The sequence below is a fragment of the Tardiphaga sp. 862_B3_N4_1 genome (assembly GCF_051811085.1).
Taxonomy (GTDB): domain Bacteria; phylum Pseudomonadota; class Alphaproteobacteria; order Rhizobiales; family Xanthobacteraceae; genus Tardiphaga; species Tardiphaga robiniae.
The window spans coordinates 1,262,658-1,284,710 of sequence record NZ_JBPWQB010000001.1 but is presented as its reverse complement, the minus strand read 5'-3'; the positions used below and the strand labels follow the sequence as shown (position 1 = coordinate 1,284,710).

Here is a 22,053-nt window from a genome sequence, read left to right as displayed (position 1 = left end):
CCATCCAGCCAAGCGCGAGCACGATTTACGTCGTCACCGGCGTCGGCCTCCAGATGCGTGCAACGGCCGTAAAGGCACGATCGATCAGTGGCCAGAACAACAACGTGATCGCCAGCGTGGTGATGGTGCCGACCAGGCCATTGGACCAGAACACGCCAACGCTGCCGCCGGAGCCGATCATGGCAAGGCGGAACGCATCCTCGGCGCGGCTGCCGAGCACCAGCGCCAGCGTGAACGGCGCGAGCGGAATTCCGATCTTCTTGAACACATAGCCGACGACGCCGAAGCCCAGCATCAGCCAGATGTCGAACATCGCATTCTGGATCGCATAGGCGCCGATGGCACAGGACACCACGATCATCGGGGCCACTGCTGCAAACGGCACGCGCAGGATCGAGGCGAAGACCGGCACGGTCGTCAGCACGATGACGAGACCGACGACATTGCCGAGATACATCGAGGCAATCAGGCCCCAGACGAAATCCTTGTGCTCGACGAACAGCAGCGGCCCCGGATTAAGCCCCCACACCATCAGGCCGCCGAGCAGGATCGCCGCGGTGCCGGAACCTGGAATGCCGAGCGCCAGCATCGGCAGCAGCGCCGCGGTGCCTGACGCGTGCGCCGCGGTCTCCGGCGCGAATACTCCTTCGATGCGCCCCTTGCCGAAGCTTTCGGGATCCTTGGAGAAGCGCTTGGCGAGGTTGTAGCCCATGAAGGACGCCGCAATGGCGCCGCCCGGCGTGATGCCGAGCCAGCAGCCGATCACGGATGAACGCAGCAGCGTCACCCAGTATTTCGGCAGATCCATCCAGACCTTCAGCACCGTGCGCAGGCTAATCTTGGCGGCGTGCCCACGCAGCGCGAGGCGTTCTTCCATCGTGAGCAGGATTTCGCTGATGCCGAACAGGCCGATCACCGCGACGAGGAAGTTGATGCCGCGCAGGAGATTGTCCGAGCCGAAGGTCATGCGCAGATTGCCCGACACCGTGTCCATGCCGATGCCAGCGATCAGCAGCCCCAGCGCCATCGAGATGACTGTCTTGTGCTTGGCCTCCCGGCCGAGACCGACGAAGGAGCAGAAGGTCAGAAGATAGACGGCGAAGAATTCCGGCGGCCCGAATTTCAGCGCGAAGGATGAGATCATCGGCGCCAGAAATGTGATCAGCATCACCGCCACCAGCGATCCGATGAAGGACGAGGTAAACGCCGCCGTAAGTGCTTCCGCAGCCTTGCCCTGCTGCGCCATCGGATAGCCGTCGAAGGTCGTGGCCACCGACCACGCCTCGCCGGGGATATTGAACAGGATCGAGGTGATGGCGCCGCCGAACAGCGCGCCCCAATAGATGCAGGACAACATCACGATGGCCGAGGTCGGATCCATGGTGAAGGTCAGCGGCAACAGAATGGCGACGCCGTTGGGGCCACCGAGGCCCGGCAGCACGCCGACAAAGATGCCGAGCACGAGACCGACGACCATCAGCGAGATGATCTTCCAGGTCATCAGCACGGCGAAGCCGTGCATCAACAGTCCGAAGGCTTCCATTTCAGTAGTCCTAGCGACCGAGAGCCGATTCGATCGGCCCCTTCGGCATGATGACGTCGAACGCGACATCGAAGGTGACGAACATGATCGCGGTGAACACGAAGGCGGTGAGCAGCGACTTCCACAGCGCGATCTTGCCGACCATGCGCATGAAGCCGGCGATCAGCACGAAGCTCGCGACATAGATGCCGAGGAATTGCGTGGCGAGACAAAACAGTGCGGTGGGAATGAACACCAGCGCCACGCGCCGCAATTGTGCGCGGGTGACGAAAGTGTCGGAACCGCCACTTCGGGCGAAGAATGTCGCGATCAGTCCATAGAGGCTGGCACCACCGAGAATGACCGAGAGATAGAACGGGAAATAGCCGGGCTGAGGCCCCGTGGAATCCCAGGCGATGCCGGTGCGCCAGTTGTCGAAGCCAAGCACGATGGCCAGTGCCAGCAGGACCAGCGAGACGATGATCTCGATGGTGCGCGTACTGACGACAGAGGGCGAGTCGTCCTCCGGGGCGGTGGGATCTTCGACGATGATTTCGAGGTCGGTATTGGACATTGGCATGGTTTCTAAGGATGGAGAAAGGATACACGCTCGCGCATCAAAGAAACTTGTCATCACCCGCGAAAGCGGGTGATGACGGTATGCGAGCCGTCAGTGGTTTTCTCGCTGTCGGTGTTTTGCTGGATGCCCCGCTTTCGCGGAGCATGACAGTCATTGGCTTTACTTCGCCACGAATCCCGCTTCGGTCATCAGCGACTTGTTGAGCGCATCGTCCTCTTCGAGGAACTTGAGCATCTCCGGCCCCTTCAGGAAGATCGGCTTCAGCGCCTGCTTCTCCATGTAGTCCTTGTATTCGGCCGTCTTGGTCACCTTCTCGAACAGATCGACATAGAAAGCCTGCTGCTCGGGCGTCACCTTGCCGGGCAGGAACATGGCGCGCAGCATCAGATACTGCACGTCGAGGCCCTCTTCCTTGCAGGTCGGGATGTCGTTCCACGACTGCGTCTCGGTGACCTTGGTCTTGTAGGAGATGCGTTCCTTGTCGAACACGCAGAGCGCGCGCACCTGACCGGCGCGCCAGACTTCGAGATTCTCGCTGGGGTTATTGACGTTGGCTTCGGTGTGATTGCCCACGAGCTGCGTCGCCGCCTCGCCGCCCGACTTGTAGGGCAGATAGGAGAACTTGGCGCCGGTCTGCTTTTCCATGAACACCGTCAGCACATGGTCTTCACGCTTGGAGCCGGTGCCGCCCATCTTGAACGGCGACGATGCAGCCTTGGCCGCCGCGATGAATTCCTTCACCGTCTTGGCGCCACCCGCATTGTCCCACAGCACGAACTGGTCCATCGCGACGACGGACACCGGTGTGAGGTCGCGCCAGTTGAACGGAATCTTGGCGGACAGCGGCAGCATGTAGATCAGCGAATAGGCGATCAGCACCTTGTTGGCGTCGCCGTCGCTGGATTTCATGTAGATCAGCGCTTCCGCACCGGATGCGCCACCCTTGAGCGACACCACCACCGGCGCCTTCATCAGATTGTTCTTCTGGATGGCAGCCTGCATCATGCGCGCCATCTGGTCGGAGGCGCCGCCGGCGCCCGCTGCAACGACGATCTCGACGGGCTTCGTGGGCTCCCAAGCGATGGCCGGCGATGTGGCCGATGAGAGGATGGGCGCGCTGGCGAGCACGGCTGCAAGCGCAGCTGTGGCCCTGATCGACTTGGACATTGGTTTCTTCCCTGTAGAGATCGGCGGACATTGGATGCCCGCCATTTTTCATTGGTTCTATTGTGCGGGGTATTGACCGTGACTTCAAGCATGTCCCGCGCATGCGAAGGCCGACTTTGGTCAGGGGCCGGCACCCTGTTCAGCTGCCGGGCGGCGGAATGAGGTGATTGCCCGAGACCGTCGCCTGCCCGTTATTTGCCCTGCCAGTTCGGCTTGCGCTTGTTCAGGAAGGCATCCATGCCCTCGCGGAAATCCTCGCTCATATAGGCCTTGAGCACGAGATCCTTGCCCTCCTCGCGGGTCAGGGTCGGGCGCAGGCGGCGCACGGCTTCCTTGGTCACTTCGAGGGTGATCGGCGCGTGGCTGGCCACCAGTTGCGCGAGTTCCAGCGCGCGGCGCTGCAGCGTCTCGACATCGGGCACGATCTCGTTGATCAGACCCAGCGCCAGCGCCTCATCAGCCTCGATGAGGCGGGCGGTGAAGATCATGTCCTTGGTGCGGGCCGGTCCGACCAGCGCCATCACGCGGCTGATATTGGACATCGACAGGCAGTTGCCGAGGGTGCGGGCAATCGGGAAGCCCATGCGCGTGGCAGCCGTACCGATGCGCAGGTCGCAGCAGGCCGCAATGCCGGCGCCGCCCCCGGTGCAGGCACCGGCGATCGCGGCGATGGTCGGCACCCGGCAGGTCTCCAGCGCGGTGAGCACACGGTCGATCCGCGCCTCGTAATCGAGCGCGTCCTGCGCCGTCTTGAACTCACGGAATTGCGAAATATCGGTGCCCGACGCGAAGGCCTTGTCGCCGGCGCCGGTCAGGATGATCGCCTTGATCGAGTGGTCCTCATTGGCGGCCTGGCAGATCTCTGCCATCCGCTCATACATCGAGAACAGCATGGCATTGCGCGCCTGCGGACGGTTGAAAGTGATCTTCGCGATCCCGTTCTCGACGGAATACAGCAGGTCTTCAGTGGCGGGCGTGGGCGCGTTCATGTGATTCGTCCTCTGGTGCAGCATTCCGCCGCAACATGTTGAAAAGGCTGGAGCGATTATGCTCCAGCCTCCAGTAGATTGTTAGGCCTCAAAGACGGGATTTCGTGGCCTTTAAGCCACCGCAGCCTTGGTCATCGGCACCACGCTTTTGCCGGTCAGCACATCCATCGCTGCCATCACGCCGCCGGCGCGATGGGGGACCTTGGCAAGTTCGAGACCCATCTCGACGCCGGACAACGTGCCCATCAGCATCAGATCGTTGAAGTGGCCGATATGGCCGATGCGGAAGATCTTGCCCTTCCACTTGTTGAGGCCGGTGCCGAGCGACATGTCGAAATTGTCGAGCACCACCTTGCGGAACACGTCGGCGTCATGCCCTTCCGGCATCAGCACCGCGGTCAGCGCCGGCGAGTGATCATGTGACTCGATCGAGACCGTCTCGAGACCCCAGGCCTTGACAGCCGCGCGGGCGGCGGCGCCATGGCGCTTGTGGCGCGCGAACACGTTGTCGAGCCCCTCCTCCTCCAGCATCGCCACGCCTTCCTTCAGCGCGTAGAGCAGATTGGTGGCGGGCGTATAGGGCCACGAGCCGAGCTTGTTGGCGGCGATGATCTCCTCCCAGTCCCAATAGGACCGGAACGAGCTGTTGGCCTTGGAGGCGGCCAGCGCCTTGTCGGACACGGCGTTGAAGCCGAGGCCCGGCGGCAGCATCAGGCCCTTCTGTGAACCGGCGACGGAGACGTCGATGCCCCAGGCGTCATGTTCATATTCGAGCGAGCCGAGGCCCGACACGGTGTCCACCATCAGCAGTGCCGGATGCTTCACGCGATCGAGCAGCTTGCGGACATCCTGCGGATGGGTGACGCAACCGGTCGAAGTCTCGTTATGCACGATCATCACGGCCTTGATGGCGTGCGACTTGTCGGCAGCGAGACGCTTCTCGATCTCGGCGAGATCGGCGCCGTGGCGCCAGTCGCCCGGCACGAAATCGATATCGAGCTTGAACTTCTCGGCGAGACCCCGCCACAGCGTGGCGAACTGGCCGGTCTCGGCCATCAGCACCTTGTCGCCCGGCGACAGCGTATTGACGATGGCGGCTTCCCAGGCGCCGGTGCCCGAGGAGGGATATATGATCACCGGCTGCTTGGTCCGGAATACACGCTGCATCGCAGCAATGACGTGGAGGCCGAGCTCGGCGAATTCGGGACCGCGATGGTCCAGCGTGGGCATATCCATCGCCCGCAGCACCCGGTCGGGTACGTTGGTCGGGCCAGGAATCTGCAGGAAATGCCTTCCGGTGTGCACGGTCATGTCTCGTCCTTCCCAGGGAGTCCATTTTTATTGAAACGCCCGGATAGCACCTTTCAAACGGCTTGTCCCGCGTCTGGTATACCAGAGCGCCGAAGAAAAACGTGGGGCAGCCATGAGGATTTCTTATCCCTCCCGTATCTCCTTGTTGCGACTGCCGGAGCGCGGCACCGCCGGGTTGCCAAGCCGGAATCCGGATGCAAGACAGGGCGATAGAGGGATAAGGCTGGAATCCATGGCGAAGGCGGCAATCATTCGGAGCACGGCTGCAGACAGCGCGCTGGCTGCCACGCTGTCACGGGAAGTCTCCGGCGACGTGTTCTTCGACCCGTTCAATCGCGGCCGTTATGCCACCGATGCCTCGTTCTACCAGATCGTACCGTTCGGTGTGGTCGTGCCGCGCACCATCGACGAAGCGCTGCGCGCGCTGGCAATCTGCCGCGACGATGGCCGCATCGTTACGCCGCGCGGCGGCGGCACCTCGCAATGCGGACAGACCGTCAATGACGGCATCGTCATCGACCTCTCCAAACATCTCAACAAGCTCCTCTCGCTCGACGTCGAGAACCGCACCTGCATCGTCGAGCCCGGCATCGTGCTGGACGATCTCAACCGGCAGCTCAAGAAACACGGGCTGTGGTTTCCAGTGGATGTCTCCACCGCGTCGCGCGCCACCATCGGCGGCATGGCCGGCAACAATTCCTGCGGTGGCCGTTCGCTGCGCTATGGCACCATGCGCGACAATACGATTGCAATGGATGCTGCGCTGGCGGATGGCAACCTGCTGCATTTCGGCGAAGTAAATTCCGGGGACGATGCGCCTGCTTTGTTTCGCGACATGCTGGCGCTCGGCGAGCGCGAAGCGACCGAGATCGCGGAACGCTTTCCGCAGGTGCAGCGCCGTGTCGGCGGATACAATCTCGATGCGCTGACGCCGCGCAACACCGCCAACAACCTGGCGCATCTCCTCGTGGGTTCCGAAGGTACCCTCGCCTTCACCACACAGGTCGAACTCAAGCTGTGGCCGCTCATCGGCAGCAAGGCGCTCGGTGTCTGCCACTTTGGCAGCTTTTACGAGGCCATGGATGCGACCCAACATCTGGTCAAGCTCAAGCCCATCGCCGTCGAACTCGTCGACCGAACCATGATCGCACTCGGCCGCGACATCGCGATGTTCCAGCCGATCATCAAGAGTGCCGTGCGCGGCGATCCGGATGCACTCCTGATCGTCGAATTCGCGGAAGAGGATCAGGCCGCCAATGCCGCCAAGCTGAAAGAGCTGGGTGCGTTGATGGGCGATCTCGGCTTTGGCTGGAACAACCCGGCGCGCAAATGGGGCGGCGTCGTCGACGTCACCGAGCCAGCGCTTCAGGCGGGTATTGCCGAGTTTCGCGCGGCCGGCCTCAATGTCATGATGTCGATGAAACAGGACGGCAAGCCGGTCTCCTTCATCGAGGACTGCGCGGTGCCGCTGCCGCATCTGGCCGACTATACCGAGCGCCTGTCCGCGATCTTCAGGAAGCACGACACCACCGGCACCATGTATGCACACGCTTCCGAAGGCTGCCTTCATGTTCGCCCGGTGTTGAACCTGAAGCTCGACAAGGACGTCAAGGCGATGCGCGCCATCGCCGAAGAAGCCTTCGCGATGGTCAGGGAATACAAGGGCTCGCACTCCGGCGAGCACGGCGACGGACTCGTGCGCTCAGAATTCCACGCCGAAATGTTCGGCGAGCGCATCATCAGCGACTTTGCCGAAGTGAAGCATCGCTTCGATCCGCAGAATGTTCTCAATCCCGGCAAGATCGTCGATCCGCCCAAGATGGACGATCGTTCGCTGTTTCGTTACACGCCGGACTATCGCGTCGGCGAATTGAAGACCGCGCTCGACTGGTCCGCATGGCCCGGCGCCGGCGGCGGTTTTCAGGGCGCCATCGAGATGTGCAACAACAATGGCACTTGCCGGAAGTTAGAGGGCGGCGTGATGTGCCCATCCTATCGCGCCACACGCAACGAGAAGGACGTCACCCGCGGCCGCGCCAACACGCTGCGGCTGGCCATCTCCGGCCAGCTTGGCCCGGATGCGCTGACGTCGGATGCCATGGCCGACACGATGAAACTTTGCGTGTCGTGCAAGGCCTGCCGCCATGAATGCCCGACCGGCGTCGATATGGCCAAGATGAAGATCGAGGTTCTGGCCGCACGCGTCGCGAAACATGGTCTCACCCTGCGCGATCGCCTCGTCGGCTATCTGCCGCGCTATGCCGCTTTGGCCGCGCATGCCGCGCCGCTGGCGAATTTGCGCAACAAGAGCCCGCTGCTGCGTAACCTGCTGGAACGCTATGCGGGTATCAGCGCCAAGCGCAGCCTGCCGGAATGGCGCAGCGACGTGTTTCACAGGGACGCCGAAGCCGTCGGCCCCGGCGATGGCCGCGAGGTCGTGCTGTTCGCCGACACCTTCAACCGCGCTTATGAGCGCGAGAACCTCGACGACGCACTGCGCGTGCTCACCGCCGGTGGCTATCGCGTGCATCTGCCGAAGCCGGTGGATCGCAGCAGTCGTGCCCTGTGCTGCGGCCGTACCTTCCTTTCGGCAGGCCTTGTCGATCAGGCCCGCGCCGAACTCGACCGTCTCGTCGCCACCTATGCGCCCTTCGCGGCACGCGGCGTCCCCATCGTCGGGCTGGAGCCGAGTTGCCTGCTGACGCTACGCGATGAATTGCTGTCGCTACGTTCCGACGATACGGCCAGGAGCGTCAGCGCGCACGCCATGCTGTTCGAGGAATTCCTGGTCCGCGAAGCCGAGGCCGGCCGGCTGCAACTGCCGCTGAAGCCGATCGCGCCGAAAGCGATAGTGCATGGCCATTGCCATCAAAAGTCGTTCGGTGCGTTCAAGCCGGTCGAACAGGCCTTGCGCCTGATCCCTGATCTGAAGGTCGAGACCATCGAATCCAGTTGCTGCGGCATGGCGGGCGCGTTCGGCTATGGTGCCGACACCTATGACGTCTCGATCCAGATGGCCGAAGCGTCCTTGCTACCCGCCGTGCGCAAGGCCGACGCCGATACGCTGATCGTCGCCGACGGCACATCCTGCCGGCATCAGATCGCTGACGGCGCCTCGCGCCATGCGCTGCATGTCGCGCGCGTGCTGGCCATGAGCCTCGACGGCGCCGCAACAAACGTCCATTCTTCCACGCTCAACTAGGAAACAACCGATATGGCCGACCTCACCCTCGATACAGCCCGCAAGATCATCGATGGCGCTCTCGCCAAGGTGATCGAGATGAAGCTCAAGCCCATGGTCGTTACGGTGCTCGACGCTCGCGGCTGCGTGAAGGCCACCATCGCGCAGGATGGCACCAGCCTTATGCGCGGCGAAGTCGCTCACGGCAAAGCCTATGGCGCGCTGGCGATGGGTCTGGGTTCACGCGCGCTGTTCAAGCGTGCGGAAGAGCAGCCGTTCTTCATCGATGCCGTGAATACCATGGCGCGCGGCGCGCTGATCCCGGTGCCGGGTGGCGTTCTCATTCATGACGCATCGGGCAGCCTGCTCGGCGCTATCGGCATCTCCGGCGATACATCGGACAATGACGAGATCGCAGCCGTCGCGGGCATCGAGGCGGCCGGCCTCAAGGCCTCGACCGGCTAGATCGACGTTGACTCAGCCACCGCATCCCCTGATCGACGACAGCGCGCTCCGCCCGCTGATCGACCGCATCGGCGATGCGCATGTCAAGGCCCGGCTGGAGATCGAGACCCATCGCGATCACCAGCTGTTCGGCCAGGGCCGCCTGTTCTTCAATCTGGAGAACTGGCTGACGGCACCGCCGATCGTGCGCACCGCACTGCAATTCACCGGCCTCTATAGCCGCGCCCGCCGCGAGGCCAACCGCGTGTTGGTCCGCGAGAATATCGTCGCCTCACCGCGCCTGCCCGCCGCGTTCGACGGCTTCACGATCCTGCATATCAGCGATCTCCACGTCGATCTCAGCGAGGACGCGCTGCGCCACCTGATCTCCTTCGTCGGCGATCTCGATTACGACATCTGTGTGCTGACCGGCGACTATCGCGGCAAGACCTATGGGCCGTATCAGCGCGCCACCGAAGGTGTCGGCGAACTGCGCGCGAGGCTGCGCGATTCTGTCTATGGCGTTCTCGGCAATCACGACAGTATCCGCATGACGCCAGCTTTGGAATCAATGGGCATCCGCATGATGTTCAACGAATGCGATGTGATTACCCGCGGCGATGACAGCATCTATCTCGCCGGCGTTGACGATCCGCATTTCTATCTCGCCGACGACATCCCGAAGGTCGCGTCGCAAATTCCGACGGACGCCTTCTCGATCCTGCTATCGCACACGCCGGAGACCTATGCCGAGGCGGCCGAGCACGATTTCGATCTGATGTTGAGCGGCCACACCCATGGCGGCCAGCTCTGCCTGCCCGGCGGCTACGCCATCAAGCTGGAAGCTGTGCTGCCGCGCCATATGGGCAACGGCGCGTGGCGCCATGAAGGCATGGCCGGCTATACGTCCGTCGGCGTCGGCACCAGTCTGCTCCCGGTGCGGCTGAATTGCCCTCCGGAAGTGACGCTGCACCGGCTGAAACGCACCGGCTAGTTGATAGATACGATTTACTAACCAAAGCCGCTGTCGGCCGCCACCTGTCACCACGAGCTGCCGTTTATTAAGCTGACCGGGCTAGTGTCAATGGTCGCCCGACGGCTTCCAGGCAGGACCATTCCGACATGACGGTGATGATTACAGGCGGTGCTGGGTTTATAGGTTCGCATATCTGCGTGGAGCTGATCCAGGCCGGCCGCAACGTCGTCGTCTATGACAATTTCTGCAACAGCCATCCCGAAGTCATCAACCGCATCCGGCGGATCACCGGCACCGCTCCCGAAGTGGTCAAGGGCGACGTGCGCGACGTCGAAGCGCTGATATCGGCACTGTCGGCGCATCGCTTCAGCGCCGTCATTCATCTCGCCGGGCTGAAGTCGGTTGCGGATTCCGTCACCAGCTCGGCCGAGTATTACGACTGCAACGTGGTCGGCACGCTGAGGCTGGCGCAGGCGATGCAGCAGACCGGCGTGCGCAATATCGTGTTCTCGTCGTCGGCGACCGTCTATGGCGAGCCGGACGTACTGCCCTTGCGGGAGGACCACAAGCTCGCACCATTCAGCCCCTATGGCCGCACCAAATTGCAGGCCGAGGAATTACTGAGCGACATTGCACATTCCCTGCCCCCGTTGAATGTCGCAATTCTCCGCTATTTCAATCCGGTCGGCAGCCACGAAAGTGGGTTGATCGGGGAAGATCCCAACGGCGTTCCGAACAATCTCATGCCCTATATTTCGCGCGTCGCGATCGGGCGACTGCCTGTGCTTAATGTTTTTGGCAACGATTACCCGACATCGGACGGCACCGGCATACGCGACTATGTCCATGTGGTCGATCTAGCCGCCGGCCATGTCGCCGCCCTTGACCATGTCCACAAGCAGAAGGTCCTCAAAGTCAATCTGGGAACCGGACGAGGCACAAGCGTGCTGGAGCTGGTCGATGCCTATACAGCTGTGAGCGGCAGGACGATTCCTTTTGCCTTCGCACCACGACGGGCCGGTGACATCGCCAGCTACTATGCGAGCGGCGACGTTGCCGAAGAAGCGCTGGGATGGCGTGCCCGGCGCGATATTTCGGATATGTGCCGCGATGCCTGGAACTGGCAGCAGAAAAATCCCAATGGCTATCTCGACCAGTAATCCCGCCCCGGCCAACATGCGGTCCGCGGGAATAATCGTTTTTGTATTGCTTGCGGGCGCTTCGCTTCTCCCGACTGTGCTGACTCCGATTCCGGCGATGGTCGATTATGTCAACCACCTCGCCCGCATGTATCTTCTGGCCCAAAATGGGCAGCCCGGCGCCAACCCGTATTACGAGGTGCACTGGGCGCTGTATCCGAATCTCGGCATGGATCTGCTCGTCCCGCAGATCGCACGATGGGTCGGCGTCGAGAACGCAACCCGGCTGTTTTTGCTCTGCAGTCAGTTACTGATCATTAGCGGGGCGCTCGCGCTGGAGCGGGTTGCAAAGGGCCGTGTTCAGATCGGCGGCTTTGCTGCGCTTCTGTTCGTCTATTGCCTGCCCTTCAGCTGGGGGTTTCTGAATTTCGAATTCGGCCTGGGTATCTCGCTCTGGGGCATCGCCGCCTATCTGGCGGTGATCGAGCGTGCTCCGCTGATACGGCTCGTCGTCAACGCCTGTTTCGTCCCGGCACTTTTCGCGGTCCACTTCTTTTCGCTCGGCATCTATGGCGGAGCCATCGGTCTGTATGAACTTTGGCGCGCCCATCAGCGGAAGGTGCCCTATCGCGCGACTCTGTTGCGCCTCGTCCTTCTCGCACTGCCTGTGGTGCTCTTGCTGATCATGATGCGCGCGACCTCCGGATCGGTCGGCAGTGACGGCACGGAGTGGCTGCTTCAGTACAAGCCAGTTTGGGTATTCCGTATCCTCAATGGCTATAACATGACGGTCTCCGCCATCAGCGTTCTGGTCCTGCTGGTATCGCTGTATCTGGCGTTCAAATACGAGGTTCTGAAGATCGAACCGGTCGGCATCTGGCTTGTTGCCGGCTTTTCGTTTCTCTATCTCATCATCCCTTCGAAGCTTCTCGGCACATCATTTGCTGACCTCCGGATTATCCCCGGCGCGGTGATCATCGTTGCGGCCTTCTGCTCACTATCCCTGCCGGACCGGCGATCGCTCGCTGCCGCCTTGCTGGTGGTCAGCGGCGTCATCCTCGCCAATCTCGCAACCGTCTTTGCCGTCTGGCTCTCCTATCGCGCCGACTATGCGGCGCTGATCGCTTCGTTCCAGAAGCTTGATCGCGGTGCACTGGTTCTTGTCGGGACAAGCGGCAATGGCGATGACCCGCCGTTCAACGACCTGACAGATTATCCGATGGCCTATGCCCCGACCCTGGCCGTGCATTACGCTAATGCGTTCGTCCCCAACGTGTTCACCGAGACCGGCAAGCAGCCGCTTCGCCCCAGTGCCACCGTGCAACGTCTTGCCATTCCTTATGGCGGGCCCGTGCCGATGCGGTTGCTCAGTGCAATCGCCACCGGCAACGCGCCAGACGGCGCGCCGTCCTTCATCCAGACCTGGCACAGGGACTTCGACTATCTCTATGTGCTCGGTCCCGCTGCGGCGCCCCCGCTGCCCGACAGATTGCAAGAGGTGGACAGGTCAGCACGATTTGTCCTGTACAAGATTGACAGACGGCCATAGCCGAGCGGACCGCCACGCGGTCTGGTTCGACCTGGGCCTGCCTCATGGAACCGCGCAAAGGCGGCCCAAGGCGCCTGATTTCAAGGCTCTTTGCAAGGCCGCCTTAACCATCAAGGCCTAGGATCCCGCCATTCAGCAGGGCGGAACTCCAAAATGGCGATTGATGGCGGGCGGATCATCTACAGCATCGTCGTGCCGGTCTATAACGAGGAGGCCGTGCTGCCTGTGTTGGTCCGCCGGCTGGGACTGCTGCTCGACCGCCTCGACGCGCCCGCGGAAGCCATCTTCGTGGACGACGGCAGCTGCGACACCAGCCCCATCGTGCTGCAGGCACTCGCCAAGAGTGATCCACGCTTCCGTTACATCGGCCTGTCGCGCAATTTCGGCCACCAGGTGGCCATCACCGCCGGCATGGACGCCGCGCAAGGCGACGCGATCGTCGTCATGGACGCGGATTTGCAGGACCCGCCTGAAGTCGTCGAACAACTGATCGCCAAGTGGCGCGAAGGCAATGACGTGGTCTATGCGCGCCGCCTGTCCCGCGCGGGTGAAAGCGCGTTCAAGCGCGCCACCGCCCATGTGTTCTATCGGGTGCTTGGCCGTATGACCTCGGTTCGTATCCCGGCAGACGTCGGCGATTTCCGACTGATCGACCGCAAGGTGCTGGACGCGTTGCGCCAGATGCCGGAGCGCGATCGCTTCGTGCGCGGCATGATCGCCTGGCTCGGCTTCCGGCAGGCCGAAGTGAGCTTCCATCGCCTCGAACGCGCCGCCGGCGAAACCAAGTATCCGCTGTTCAAGATGGCACGGCTTGCCATGTCCGCTGCGCTGGGCTTTTCCGACGCGCCGCTGCGGCTGGCGATCTGGTGCGGTCTCACAGTGTCGAGCCTGGCTCTGCTGTATGGCGGCTGGGTGTTGCTGCTGTGGATGACGAACGACCCGCATCTGGTCGCCGGCTGGTCGTCGATCATCGTTATCGTGTCGCTACTCTGCGGGTTGAACATGCTGATGACCGGCATCGTCGGCCTTTATGTCGGGCGCATTCACGCAGAAGCGAAACATCGTCCACTTTATGTCGTGCAAAACCGCGTCGGTTTCGACCGCGATCAAAGCGAAGCATCTTACCGCACCTCGCGCAGCGCCTGACGGAGCGGATTGTCATGAGCCAGCTGTTCGACAGCTACCGCAGCAACTACCGCGACGTCGTTCAATCCTCGATCGACTTTTCCGGCCTGCCGCATAGCTTCTTCATGCGCGCCAAGGCTGATCTATTGCGCGAATTGATCGCAGCGCGGCTTCAATCAAAAAAGCCTGACATGCTCGATGTCGGCTGCGGCGTTGGCAGCTTCCATCCACTGCTGCGCGGCATGGTCGGTCAACTCAGCGGCATAGACGTATCCTCCGCCAGTATTGCGCAGGCACAGGTCGACAACCCCGACGTCGACTACCGGGCCTTCGACGGCAACGTCTTTCCGTTCGCCGATGCCAGCTTCGATCTGGTCACCACGATCTGCGTCATGCATCACGTCCCGCCCGCGGAATGGGCGGGTTTCATGCGTGAGATGCGGCGCGTTGTGCGGCCAGGAGGGCTGGTCTGTGTCATCGAACACAACCCGTTCAATCCGCTGACCCGTTTTGCTGTCGCGCGCTGTGAGTTCGATCGCGACGCGGTATTGCTCGGCGCGGGCACGACGCAAAAGATCATGGCGGGCGCCGGCCTCCGCGACATCGCTTCGCATCATTTCCTGCTACTGCCCTGGGAAGCGAAAGCCGCGCGGCGTGTCGAAAACGCCTTCAGCGGCCTGCCGCTTGGCGCACAATACGCCACTTTCGCCACTGCTTAATTACTTCGCCGTTGCATTCTGCCGCTTGTGGACCACCGCGACGTCGTCGCCATAGACGCGCTTCCAGTCTGGCAGCCGATCGAGCAACGCCACCGCCGGAGTTTCCGGCTCCAGCAGCGTGGCATCTATTTTGTAATCGTCGAGCAGCTTCAGAAAATCATTCAGGTCCGCCAGCGAGAGGCCGCTGTTGTAGCGATGAAGAAAGCGACCGCCATAGAGTTCACCGCGACCATCGATGAAAGTGGGAATTCCCGCGAAGATCAGATAGCCGCCAAACGAATAATCGTTGAGCACGCGGTTCGCCGCGGTCAGACCGGCGCTGGCCACCGCTGCCTGCGGCGTATTTCGCGCGGCGGGGCGAACGTCGCGCGCCGAAGAGATTACGGTCGCCAGGATCATGACACCGACGGCACCGACCTGCAGCGTCCGACCTGAGCCGACCTCGTTGGATGCGGCCCAGCTGCGAAACTGCCGCGCGATCGGCGCGGCAAGATAGAGCGGCGCCAGCATGGCAAGCAGATCGACGTTGCGCACCTGCGCCAAAGCAAAATGCAACAGGCCGATTAAGACCAGCGCCCGCACCATGGGAAGCGTCACGCCGCGCGACAGCACAAAGATTCCCCCCAGCAGCAGGATCTCAAAGATCCCGATGCGGCCGAAATTCTGTGGCCGCCATTCGCCGATCCAGTTTAGCGCATCGCCAAGACCGAGCGTCGTCAGCGGCATCAACAGCGTGCCGGGCCCGTAAGGGGTCAGGCAGGATGCGGCAACAGCGAGAGCCGTGAAAGCGAGCCAATGGAGCACTTCGCGAGGCCGCTCGCGGAGCTTGTTCCGTATCAGGACTTCGAGGATCGCGGGGCCGATCAATCCCAGCGCCAGAATGACGCTGCCATGAAGATTGGCCCACAGAACCAGTAGGGGTAACGCCCAGTAAGGCGGCCGTGCACGCGTATCCATGGCACGAACGAGCGCGGTCGCCCACGTCATCATGACCGGCAGTGCCAATACATGCGGCCGCGCCAGCAGATGCGGCGCGAGAAGAACGACCACGGCTGTAACGATGATCAATACCGGCTTCGGCGCAAGTTCGCGCAGCAGGAACCGGGTCAGAATCCCGACGGAAAGCGCGATGGCTGCGGCAGCAAGCGCCACAACGCCTTGCCAGCCGGCAAACGTATAGACCGCCCCGTAAATGACCTCGGAGAGCCATTCGAAGGCAAGCCAATGACCGCCACGCATGGAGAACGAGAACGAGTCGGTCGACGGAATGACGCCATTCGCCAGTATCCAGCGGCCGATCGCGATATGAGAATAGCTGTCCGGATCGTTCAGCAGCTGCGGCCCGAGCGCCAGCAGCAGGCCATAGACGCACGCGCTCACCAGCAAAGGCATCGCTGCCCGCACCGGGAACTGTTTGGCTGGGCTGCTGATGGCCTGGTCGCTCACGGGCTGCGAGGGTACGGCGACACTGTTAATTCCGCTTTAAGGCTGACGATGCGCCGGCACGCCGGCTCGATGGTCTGCCGTGGCGCGCCACCGAGAGCCGCCTATTTACCCGGCCACACCGGCTTGCGCTTCTCGCCAAACGCCTTGAGGCCTTCTTTCGCATCCTCGGTCATCGACAGGAGCGCTATCTGACTTTCGGTATAGGCAATACTCTCGTCGAACGACATCGCGGCGATGGCGCGCATCGCATATTTGCCGCGGCGGATCGCGGTCGGCGACTTGTCGGTGATGCGCGAGATCAGCCAGTCGACCTTGCTGTCGAGCTCGGCCGCCGGCACCACGTGATTCAACAGGCCAGCGCCAAGCGCGGTCTGCGCGTCGAACGGCTCGCCGGTGATGCACCATTCGTTGACCAGGCGACGTGGCGCAATGGACTGCAGCAGCGCCAGCACCTGCATCGGAAACACGCCGACCTTCACCTCGGGCAGACCGAAGATCACGTGGTCCGCGGCCACCGCCATGTCGGTCATGCACAGCAGCCCCATGCCACCGGCCATGCAGACGCCGTTAACGCGCGCAATGGCGGGTTTCGTGGCGTTTTGCGACAGCCGCATGAGATCGGCGAGATCGCCGTTGGGCTTGGAGAAATCCATCGAGAAGGCCGCACCCGCATTCGCCAGATCAGCGCCGGCGCAGAACGCCTTCTCGCCCGCACCGGTCAGCACGATGACGCGCACGCCGGCGTCCTCATGCGCCATGCGATAGCCGTTGGCGATGCCGGCGATGACATCGCCATTCATGGCATTGCGCTTCTCCGGCCGATTGATGGTGATCCAGAGTGCGGCGCCCTTCTTCTCCAAGATTACGCTATCATTGGCCATCGGTCTGCTCGCTCGTTTTGAATATGGTTCGGTCGGTATAGCCGCTCAGAAGCGGCGCGCCAAACCCAGCGCGTCGCCGGCGCGGTTCTCGGACTCAACCGCACGCAGGTAGCCCTCGCGCTGCTGCAATCGCGCCCAATAGGCTGTGACACTCGGCCCGAATTGCGATGCAAGCCCGAGACGATTGGCCAGCAGCAGTGCATAGCCGACGGAAATGTCCGCGGCGGTGAAACGGCCGGCGCAGACATAGTCTTTGCCGGTGGTGATGGTCTCGATCATACGCAACCGTCCAAGAAAGAATTTCGAATAATCCTCGACCACCTGCGGATGACGGCGCTCTTCCGGCTCGAGCTTCGAATAACGCAGCACCAGCGCCTGCGGGAAGGTCAGCGTCGCCTCGCCGAAATGCAGCCAGTTCAGGAACGCGCCGTAGTCCGGCTCGTCGATGCCGACGGCCAGCGGCGTCGGACCGTATTTGGTCACCAGATATTGCGCGATCGCCGCCGATTCCGTCATTCGGATCTCGCCATCGAGCATCAGCGGGATAGTGCCGAGCGGATTGATGCCGAGATATTCCTTGGCAAAGACACGCGGCGGGAACGGCAGCATCTTCAGCTCATAGGTTAGCCCGAGCTCTTCAAGCGTCCATAGCGGGCGGAACGAGCGCGCGCGGGCGCAGTGATAGAGCGTGATCATCGGGCGAGACCTCCAAGCAGGCACGGACTATCGCCGTGCTGCCAGCCAATGAGAAGTAGACGCGAGGCTTCGTCAAGTCTTGCCCTTCGCTACATGGTCTCTACAAACCGGGCGAAGCCCTTCCCGATGGACGACACCCATCACCACGCGCACATCACCGAGGCCGATCACGACGGCTTCGCGCCTCGGTTGCAACTAATGCCGCCGGCGGCGCAGCCGACGTTATTTCGCCTGACTGCGACGAACTCCTCGCCAGATCATCGTCTGCTGCGAAGGCTCGTCGGCCGGTCTGGCGCGATCCTCCGGGGGAAAAACGCTGCGTGGGCAACCCGGCGAGCAGGCCGTCTTGGGCGATGTCTGCTCCCATTGTGCTGACCGGCAGCAGCAAACGCGTGATGAAGAAGCCTGAGATCACGAAGAAGATGTCGAGCGCGATATAGCCCACGCGTGACAGCTGATTGACGTACCAGATCGCGTTGTAGGCGCTGCGGTCCCGCACCTACGGGCAATGGGTGAACACCACCACCACCACCACGCCAATCCCCCGAAAGCCGTCGAAAGCCGGAAATTTCTCTAGCCGCTTGGCGACGCCTGCATTCTCCGACATTGCGATCTCCCCGTTTGAACCGGGGATAGCAACGGTGCGAATGACGAGGGTGAAGGCGATTTACATGCCTACCACCTCAGGCGAAATGTTCGGGCTTAACGAGAATGTCCGTTTGCGCGGGAGTATTAGGGTTGGCGCCGCCGCGTTCACCACAATCAGGACAATCTTCACTGCGAATCCAGCGCCGCTTACGGTCTGTTAAGCATCAGGGGACAGGCTGGGAACGATCGAAATTGACTCAACTTGTATCAGCAAGTGTGAGGGCAACAGATGACCAGGGTTCAGTATCTCAGAGAACAAGCGATCCGCGCCGAACGGTTGGCAAAGACCATTCTGGATGCCGTCACCGTCACGCGACTTGTCGAAGCATCGCACGCATACCGCCAGGAAGCCGATCGCCTTGAGCAACACGAGGCGAGCGATCAGGCGACAACGATGTGGATGCCTCACTAGGGCGTGACCCCATAAACTTCGCGCGGACGGCGGACGTTTGCTTGGGTGCCGATAACGGACTCAGGTCAGACATCGCCTCAGGTCCGAAAAGTCCCACAAGCGGAAGTCAACTCATCGAGATGTGCTCGGAAAGGTATCGATGCCGGCCGGCTCTCTCCGGTCGTCCTAGTCAGGCAACCCGAGCTTTCGGAGGTTTTCTGCCATACGGTTCAGAACAGCAGGCGAAAACACCATTGCCTGTTTGAATTTTGAAATCGTCAGATCGGGGTAAGTAAGCATCAACTCCTCGAATGCTTGTTTAGCTTCGCCGACCCGGCCGGCTCCCGACAGGACCGACGCCAAATTGCGATAAATCCAACTAGCGTTTGGCCGTTCTTCGAGGGCGCGCCTATAGAACGCGGCAGCCTTGTCGTATTCTTGCGCTACTTCATGCGCAGAGGCTATTCCTACATAGTTGTTGAAATTCATTGGATCAATCGGGCTCAGGCGCAGAGCGCGCTCGAAATTGTCAATCGCCTTCTGAGGCTGATCGGCATAGTTCTCTAGCCATCCGAGCCTACTCCAGGCCCATGCAGCGTTGGGGTCGAGGCTGACGGCTCGCTCAAGCAGTATACGCGCGGTTCCATGGTTGCGTACAAATGTGTGCACTGCGCCGAGTACCGCCAGAATGACGGGGTCATCGCCACTCATCTCTGCTGCCCGCTCGGCGAGCGATCGCGCCATTGCCTGGCTTCCAACGATGTCGTCCGCCCAGTTATAGACCGAGCGCTGGGCGTGGCACCAACCAGCAAGCGACAAAGCTAGGGGATATTCGGGATCAATCGCGAGCGCCTTTTCGAGAAGTTCAATCGCTTTAGCGCTTTCTTCCTTCTCCAACGCCCAGACATGAGGCATCGCTCTCATAGTATAGTCATAGCTGCTCAGGTCTTGCGGCCGTTTGCGTCGCGACCGCTCAATCTCGGCAATGCGGATGGAAGGCTGTAGAGCGCCTGCCACCTGCTCCGTTATTCGGTCTTCGAGGTCAAAGAACTCGTCGACTGCGCCGTCAAAGCGTGAGCTCCAAACATGTGCCCCTCCCTCGGTTTCGATTAGCTGAACGATAATGCGGAGGCGATTGCCGACTTTCTGCACGCTACCCTCAAGCAAATAAGCAACGCCCAACTCCTTACCGACGTTGCGCACATTTATCGCGCGGCCCTTATAGGTGAACGCTGAGCTACGGGCGATGACGAAAAAAGAGCGAATGCACGAAAGAGCTGCGGTAATTGCCTCGACGATACCATCAGCAAGGTAATCCTGCCCCGCCTCAGCGGACATGTTGTCGAACGGCAGGACGACGATGGACGGTTTGTCAGGTAGAGCTAGATCTCGAACTTGTTTCGCAGACGAATTTGACGGGATCGCAGGGGCGCTCTCGCGGGCAAGCCGTATGAGCCATACGCGCATTGGTTCGGCAATATTCTTTAAAGTCTGCTCGCCGATGTCGTCGAAGGCGACGTCGAGCTTGCCGCGAATTTGCCTGTGCGCATCATCGGAGATGCAGATACCGCCTGGCTCGGCAATTCCCTCAAGACGGGCTGCGATGTTGACACCATCGCCGAAAATATCGTTGTCGTCGATGATGATGTCCCCAACGTGTATGCCGATGCGAAATTCAATCCTGAGTTCCGGCGGAACGGCGGCGTTTTGTTGAGCCATCTCTTGCTGGATTTCCACCGAACAGCGCGCTGCATCGACAGCACTGGCGAATTCGACCAGCATGCCATCGCCAGTGGTCTTGACGATGCGACCGCAGTGCGTGGCGATCCTGGGATCGACAAGCGTCTTTCGAAACGTCTTTAGCTCCGCAAGCGTGCGCTCCTCGGCATGACCCATCAACCGGCTATAGCCGGCGACATCCGCCGCCAGCACAGCCGCCAGTCGCCGTTCCACGCGCTCGCCGGGCAAAAAACGCTCCCTGGCTCGGTGAAAAACTATCTGCCTCTACCAAAGCATAGGCGGTGGCTGTTCCGCTAGGTACAATGTTCAAAACAGGTCCATTTGCCGCGCTACGATCAATCAGGACGGGCGGTGAAGTCGGGTACGCCCTGAAAGCTAACTCTTGCGCGCCCAATGATTGTCCCCAATAACCGAGGGCAGCTTCGACGCAATGCATGGCAATTGGAGCCGTCGCAAACAACGCAATGTCGGGAAATGCATCATGGGACGGAAATATCAAAGTATCGTCGAAACGATCGGTAATACGCCGGTAGTGCGGATCAATCGTCTGGCGCCGGAAGGCGTGAATCTCTTCGTAAAAATTGAAGCCTTCAACCCGCTTAGTTCAGTGAAGGACCGATTGGCTCTCGGAGTAATCGAGGCGGCCGAAAAATCTGGAGAGCTCAAGCCTGGTCAGACGGTCATAGAGGCGACAAGTGGAAATACGGGCATTGGTCTTGCCATGGTCTGCGCCGCCAAGGGATACCCGCTTGTGATCACCATGGCAGAGCCATTTAGCGTCGAGCGGCGTAAGCTCATGCGGTTCCTTGGAGCGAAGGTCATCGTAACTCCCGCGGCTGAGCGCGCCGTAGGCATGATCAACAAGACCATCGAGCTCGCCAGGGCGCATGGCTGGTACATGACTAGGCAGTTTGAGAATGAAGCAAATCCCGATATTCATTCGCGTACGACAGCGCGTGAGATACTCGACGATTTCTCCGGAGAACGGTTGGATTATTGGGTCACGGGCTATGGAACGGGCGGAACGTTAAAGGGCGTCGCGCGGGTGCTCGCAGAGGAGCGTCCCGAAACGAAGATAGTGGTTTGCGAGCCAGAGGATGCGCAGTTGTTGGCCAGTGGCACCCCGCAGTCGCGAAACTCAGATGGAACTCCGGCCGCCCCGCATCCGACATTCAAGCCCCATCCGATGCAAGGCTGGACGCCGGATTTCATCCCGAAACTCACCGACGATGCCGTCGCAATGAAGGTCATCGATCGCATCTTAGCGATCTCCGGTCCGGATGCCATTCGCTGCAGCAAGGACCTTGCTACCAAAGAGGGCATCTTTGTGGGTATTACCTCAGGCGCAACCTTTGCGGGCGCGCTCAAGGTTGCAGCCGAGGCAGAGAAAGGGGCAAATATTCTCTGCATGCTTCCCGATACCGGCGAGCGCTATTTGAGCACACCCCTTTTCGCTGATGTGTCGGCAGACATGAACGAGGAAGAGCTTGAGATCTCACGCTCCACGCCGAACGGACAGCTCAAGCCTGGCTCTTGATTTGCAAAGATC

Annotated in this window: 19 protein-coding genes; 9 read left to right on the top strand and 10 right to left on the bottom strand. The window is 61.3% G+C overall.

Annotated features, from left to right (window positions below):
• Positions 1-25: 25 nt before the first annotated feature.
• From AB8B02_RS06035 to AB8B02_RS06015, 5 genes are all read right to left on the bottom strand, one after another.
• A complete protein-coding gene (locus tag AB8B02_RS06035) occupies positions 26-1,543 on the bottom strand; it encodes a tripartite tricarboxylate transporter permease (RefSeq protein ID WP_089267956.1) in 1,518 nt (505 codons plus the stop codon).
• 10 nt (positions 1,544-1,553) lie between these two features.
• Positions 1,554-2,096, bottom strand: coding sequence for a tripartite tricarboxylate transporter TctB family protein (locus AB8B02_RS06030; protein WP_231077510.1), 543 nt, complete (start codon positions 2,094-2,096; stop codon positions 1,554-1,556).
• Positions 2,097-2,261: 165 nt separating this feature from the next.
• Positions 2,262-3,269, bottom strand: coding sequence for a tripartite tricarboxylate transporter substrate binding protein (locus tag AB8B02_RS06025; protein WP_184514932.1), 1,008 nt, complete (start codon positions 3,267-3,269; stop codon positions 2,262-2,264).
• Positions 3,270-3,460: 191 nt separating this feature from the next.
• Positions 3,461-4,258: an enoyl-CoA hydratase/isomerase family protein gene (locus AB8B02_RS06020; RefSeq protein WP_439057784.1), complete on the bottom strand. Its 798-nt coding sequence runs from the start codon at positions 4,256-4,258 to the stop codon at positions 3,461-3,463.
• Positions 4,259-4,369: 111 nt separating this feature from the next.
• Positions 4,370-5,569 (bottom strand): pyridoxal-phosphate-dependent aminotransferase family protein, encoded by a 1,200-nt coding sequence (locus AB8B02_RS06015; RefSeq protein WP_439063406.1) that lies wholly within the window; start codon positions 5,567-5,569, stop codon positions 4,370-4,372.
• Between the two features lie 232 nt (positions 5,570-5,801).
• On the opposite strand from AB8B02_RS06015, the gene AB8B02_RS06010 reads away from it, so the two are divergent.
• The 7 genes from AB8B02_RS06010 to AB8B02_RS05980 all read left to right on the top strand — a co-directional run bounded on the left by AB8B02_RS06010 (position 5,802) and on the right by AB8B02_RS05980 (position 14,702).
• Positions 5,802-8,771, top strand: a complete 2,970-nt coding sequence (locus AB8B02_RS06010) for an FAD-binding and (Fe-S)-binding domain-containing protein (RefSeq protein ID WP_439063405.1) — start codon at positions 5,802-5,804, stop codon at positions 8,769-8,771.
• Positions 8,772-8,783: 12 nt separating this feature from the next.
• Positions 8,784-9,215 (top strand): GlcG/HbpS family heme-binding protein, encoded by a 432-nt coding sequence (locus tag AB8B02_RS06005; RefSeq protein ID WP_439063404.1) that lies wholly within the window; start codon positions 8,784-8,786, stop codon positions 9,213-9,215.
• A 7-nt stretch (positions 9,216-9,222) separates the two neighbouring features.
• Entirely contained in the window at positions 9,223-10,188 is a 966-nt protein-coding gene (locus AB8B02_RS06000; RefSeq protein WP_439063403.1) for a metallophosphoesterase, read from the top strand.
• A gap of 128 nt (positions 10,189-10,316) precedes the next feature.
• Positions 10,317-11,330 carry a UDP-glucose 4-epimerase GalE gene (galE, locus tag AB8B02_RS05995; RefSeq protein WP_439063402.1) on the top strand — a complete coding sequence of 338 codons (1,014 nt, stop codon included), beginning with the start codon at positions 10,317-10,319 and terminating at the stop codon, positions 11,328-11,330.
• Positions 11,331-11,427: 97 nt separating this feature from the next.
• Positions 11,428-12,858 carry a hypothetical protein gene (locus AB8B02_RS05990; protein ID WP_439063401.1) on the top strand — a complete coding sequence of 477 codons (1,431 nt, stop codon included), beginning with the start codon at positions 11,428-11,430 and terminating at the stop codon, positions 12,856-12,858.
• A gap of 153 nt (positions 12,859-13,011) precedes the next feature.
• On the top strand, positions 13,012-14,004 hold the full coding sequence (locus tag AB8B02_RS05985) for a glycosyltransferase family 2 protein (protein WP_320447577.1): 993 nt from the start codon (positions 13,012-13,014) through the stop codon (positions 14,002-14,004).
• Positions 14,005-14,018: 14 nt separating this feature from the next.
• Positions 14,019-14,702 (top strand): class I SAM-dependent methyltransferase, encoded by a 684-nt coding sequence (locus AB8B02_RS05980; protein ID WP_439063400.1) that lies wholly within the window; start codon positions 14,019-14,021, stop codon positions 14,700-14,702.
• Here AB8B02_RS05980 and AB8B02_RS05975 read toward each other — a convergent pair whose 3' ends face one another.
• From AB8B02_RS05975 to AB8B02_RS05960, 4 genes are all read right to left on the bottom strand, one after another.
• Positions 14,703-16,094, bottom strand: a complete 1,392-nt coding sequence (locus AB8B02_RS05975; RefSeq protein WP_439063399.1) for a hypothetical protein — start codon at positions 16,092-16,094, stop codon at positions 14,703-14,705.
• Between the two features lie 155 nt (positions 16,095-16,249).
• Positions 16,250-17,029 (bottom strand): enoyl-CoA hydratase/isomerase family protein, encoded by a 780-nt coding sequence (locus AB8B02_RS05970; RefSeq protein ID WP_439061249.1) that lies wholly within the window; start codon positions 17,027-17,029, stop codon positions 16,250-16,252.
• A 45-nt stretch (positions 17,030-17,074) separates the two neighbouring features.
• Entirely contained in the window at positions 17,075-17,725 is a 651-nt protein-coding gene (locus tag AB8B02_RS05965) for a glutathione S-transferase family protein (RefSeq protein WP_309946423.1), read from the bottom strand.
• A 154-nt stretch (positions 17,726-17,879) separates the two neighbouring features.
• Positions 17,880-18,224, bottom strand: coding sequence for a hypothetical protein (locus AB8B02_RS05960; protein ID WP_439063398.1), 345 nt, complete (start codon positions 18,222-18,224; stop codon positions 17,880-17,882).
• A 378-nt stretch (positions 18,225-18,602) separates the two neighbouring features.
• Between AB8B02_RS05960 and AB8B02_RS05955 the strand changes: the two genes are divergently transcribed.
• On the top strand, positions 18,603-18,785 hold the full coding sequence (locus tag AB8B02_RS05955) for a hypothetical protein (protein ID WP_116660635.1): 183 nt from the start codon (positions 18,603-18,605) through the stop codon (positions 18,783-18,785).
• A gap of 165 nt (positions 18,786-18,950) precedes the next feature.
• Here AB8B02_RS05955 and AB8B02_RS05950 read toward each other — a convergent pair whose 3' ends face one another.
• Entirely contained in the window at positions 18,951-20,732 is a 1,782-nt protein-coding gene (locus AB8B02_RS05950; protein ID WP_439063397.1) for an adenylate/guanylate cyclase domain-containing protein, read from the bottom strand.
• Between the two features lie 253 nt (positions 20,733-20,985).
• On the opposite strand from AB8B02_RS05950, the gene cysK reads away from it, so the two are divergent.
• On the top strand, positions 20,986-22,041 hold the full coding sequence (gene cysK, locus AB8B02_RS05945) for a cysteine synthase A (RefSeq protein ID WP_231077523.1): 1,056 nt from the start codon (positions 20,986-20,988) through the stop codon (positions 22,039-22,041).
• The last annotated feature ends 12 nt before the right edge of the window (positions 22,042-22,053 follow it).